Source organism: Wolbachia endosymbiont of Drosophila seguyi, from assembly GCF_028981765.1.
In the GTDB taxonomy this organism is placed as follows: domain Bacteria; phylum Pseudomonadota; class Alphaproteobacteria; order Rickettsiales; family Anaplasmataceae; genus Wolbachia; species Wolbachia pipientis.
In genome coordinates, this window is the sequence record NZ_JAPQLM010000152.1 from 1 (window position 1) to 2,860 (window position 2,860).

Here is a 2,860-nt window from a genome sequence, read left to right on the forward strand (position 1 = left end):
CTAGCTATGAGTAGGGTTATGTTAAAGAGGGAATATGCTTGAATTTACTAGTTTCCGGACAACCTCTTACAATTACGTTGTACAGTTCTCCTTCTATTTCGTTATACACTTTATAAGCCTCACAATAAAAATTGAATATAAAAATTATTACTAATATGGTATAATTATTATGAAAAAGCGTGCTATGCTTTAACAATAAGCTAGTATATAAATATGGGGCTGTAAATCAAAAATTTTAGCAATCTAAAGAAATTTTACTATTACCTTCTATATTGAATTCTCTACGAAGATCAGCAGACAAGTTTATGCTTTCCCAAGAAAATCCACCGTCACTTTCTGACTCTTTACCAAAATGTCCATAACAGGCTGTACGTTTATATATAGGATGATTAAGCGATAAATGCTTGATTATGCCTTTTGTTGATAAATCTATATTATTCTCGATAAACTTTTTAATTACTCTTTCCTCTACCTTATTCGCACCAAATGTATCAATATAGAATGAAGTAGGTTTTGATACACCAATTGCATAAGAAAGCTGCACAAGACAACGTTCAGCCAAACCTGCAAAGACAATATTTTTAGCAAGATATCTTGCCATATAAGCCGCAGATCTATCAACTTTGGTTGCATCTTTTCCGGAAAACGCTCCTCCACCGTGTGGAATATAACCTCCATAAGTATCAACCATAATTTTTCGTCCGGTTAATCCACAATCACTAACCGGTCCACCAATAACAAATCTACCAGTTGGATTGACTAAGAGATTTTCCTCAGGACACATCCATCCTTCAGGTAAAGATGAAACTATGTAAGGGTAAATTATTTCTTTTACTTTTGATTGATCCAAATCCTCAGGGTGCTGTATTGAGACAATAATACTTTCAGCACGTACCGGGAGGTTATTCTCATATGCCAAAGTGATTTGTGACTTTGCATCTGGACCAAGTTTTGCTTCTTTAACTGCGCTCATGATATTTTTCAGAATCGAGTGTGCATAAAAAATGGGTGCCGGCATAAGGTTTTCTGTCTCTGTTGTTGCATAGCCATACATTATGCCCTGATCTCCAGCACCTTGATCCAACCCTATTGCAATGTCATTTGATTGCTCATGCAGCAATATATTTACTTTCACTTTTCTCCAGTGGAACCCATCGTGCTTGTAACCAATATCTTTTATTGTATTCCGTACAATACTTTCAATCCTGCTATTTTTGATGTTAGGCCCAAACACTTCCCCAGCTATAATAACGTTATCTTTGGTGACTAAAGTCTCTATTGCAGCTCGCGCAAAAGGATCAGTAAAAAGGCACTCATCAAGTATTGCATCTGAAATTTGATCTGCTACTTTATCTGGATGACCAGCCGCCACTGATTCACTGGTTACTAAATTTTTATATAAACTCATGTTTTTGCTTATACAATATCAAAACCGCTATAGAAAACACAGTTAGTAACTACTAAATGGTGGGTCTGGGAAGAGTTGAACCTCCGACCTCACGCTTATCAGGCGTGCGCTCTAACCACCTGAGCTACAGACCCCTGATTTATTCAAGCTGAAGCTTTCATATTATCTGTAGGCAAGATATCAATAAAAGTCTTTTTATTTGCTGATCTTCTAAAGCTGACCCAGCCTTCTATTTTAGCAAAAATCGTATGATCTTTACCTATACCAACATTCTTTCCAGGATGGAATTTTGTGCCTCTTTGGCGCACAATTATGTTACCAGGAATAACCTTCCCATTCTTCTTTATTCCTAACCTACGACCCGCTGAATCTCTACCATTACAGGAACTACCACCTGATTTTTTAGTTGCCATATCTTACCTCTTACTTTTGAAGACTAATTTCATTTATACGAAGAACAGTTATATACTGCCTATGACCAGTTTTCCTACGGTAATTTTTTCTTCTTTTCTTCTTAAAGATTATAATTTTTTCCCCCCTGCACTGCTCCAACACTTCAGCTTTAACAGTAGCATTAGATGAATAAGATAAGCCACTATTTGAAATACAAATCACCTTATTGATTTCCACCTCTTTTTTTTCTTCAGCTTCTAACTTCTCTACCTTTATTATACTACCTTCTTTTACTAAATATTGCTTTCCACCAGTCTCAATTACTGCAAACATGATAAATATAAATTATTGTTATTAACTTTAATCGTAAACGATGTCATATACGCTGTCAATATAAATAAAAAGCATGACTTAACGTTCTTTTTGAGCTACTAAAATACTTCTATCTGTTTTCATCTTTTATCTACCTTTTCTCAGACAGTAGACTTCTTGCATAACCTAAGCAGAAAAAAGGCAAATAGTTATTATAGCTCTAAGTTTACCGACACCGTCATGCAAGTAGCCCCTTCTCCTGTCATCCGAGTAGCTTGACACTGGTTCCTTTATGACGATGTCATCCAAGTGTCAGCTACTCGGATGACAAAAAAAGGAGCACTAGGATGACATCATCCTTTTTTGGGATTCCAGTGTCACGCACTGGGATGACAGCAGTCCTACGTCATACCGCCGCGAACCGTCATACCGCGATTCATTCGCGGTATCTCAGCAATAGATCCCGCTAACAAGCAGCGGGATGACGATTGTCGTTTAGCCATAAACATTAAGGAATTTACCAAATGAAAAAAAAGGCAAAAGAAACCCTAGTCATTGTCTATTTTCAGTATTGGCGTTTTTTAAGTCTTAAACACTGCAATTTAGCTGCTTTTAATTGCAACTAACCTACGCTGCAAATGTTTAAGAAATTTACTAAGCAGAAAAAAAGACAAAGGACCCCCGAGTTAGCTAGTCTTTTACTATCTCTGTCGAGTATTGGCATTTTTTGATGTCTTGTAACGCTTT

General features: G+C 36.5%; 3 protein-coding genes and 1 tRNA gene. All 4 read right to left on the reverse strand.

Features of this window, described 5'->3' with window-relative positions; translation table 11 throughout:
- Positions 1 to 235: 235 nt before the first annotated feature.
- Complete coding sequence (gene metK / locus OZD62_RS03890; protein WP_275019467.1) at positions 236 to 1,408, reverse strand: methionine adenosyltransferase; 1,173 nt, start codon at positions 1,406 to 1,408, stop codon at positions 236 to 238.
- A gap of 57 nt (positions 1,409 to 1,465) precedes the next feature.
- Positions 1,466 to 1,542: transfer RNA gene (locus OZD62_RS03895), tRNA-Ile, on the reverse strand.
- A 9-nt stretch (positions 1,543 to 1,551) separates the two neighbouring features.
- Positions 1,552 to 1,821: a 50S ribosomal protein L27 gene (gene rpmA / locus OZD62_RS03900; protein WP_010082252.1), complete on the reverse strand. Its 270-nt coding sequence runs from the start codon at positions 1,819 to 1,821 to the stop codon at positions 1,552 to 1,554.
- Between the two features lie 10 nt (positions 1,822 to 1,831).
- Positions 1,832 to 2,134: a 50S ribosomal protein L21 gene (rplU, locus tag OZD62_RS03905; protein WP_010082251.1), complete on the reverse strand. Its 303-nt coding sequence runs from the start codon at positions 2,132 to 2,134 to the stop codon at positions 1,832 to 1,834.
- Between the last annotated feature and the right edge of the window lie 726 nt (positions 2,135 to 2,860).

Coding starts and splice junctions, on each gene's coding strand:
- rpmA (WP_010082252.1), bottom strand. CDS start 1,821: ATGGCAACTAAAAAATCAGGTGGTAGTTCCTGTAATGGTAGAGATTCA.
- metK (WP_275019467.1), bottom strand. CDS start 1,408: ATGAGTTTATATAAAAATTTAGTAACCAGTGAATCAGTGGCGGCTGGT.
- rplU (WP_010082251.1), bottom strand. CDS start 2,134: ATGTTTGCAGTAATTGAGACTGGTGGAAAGCAATATTTAGTAAAAGAA.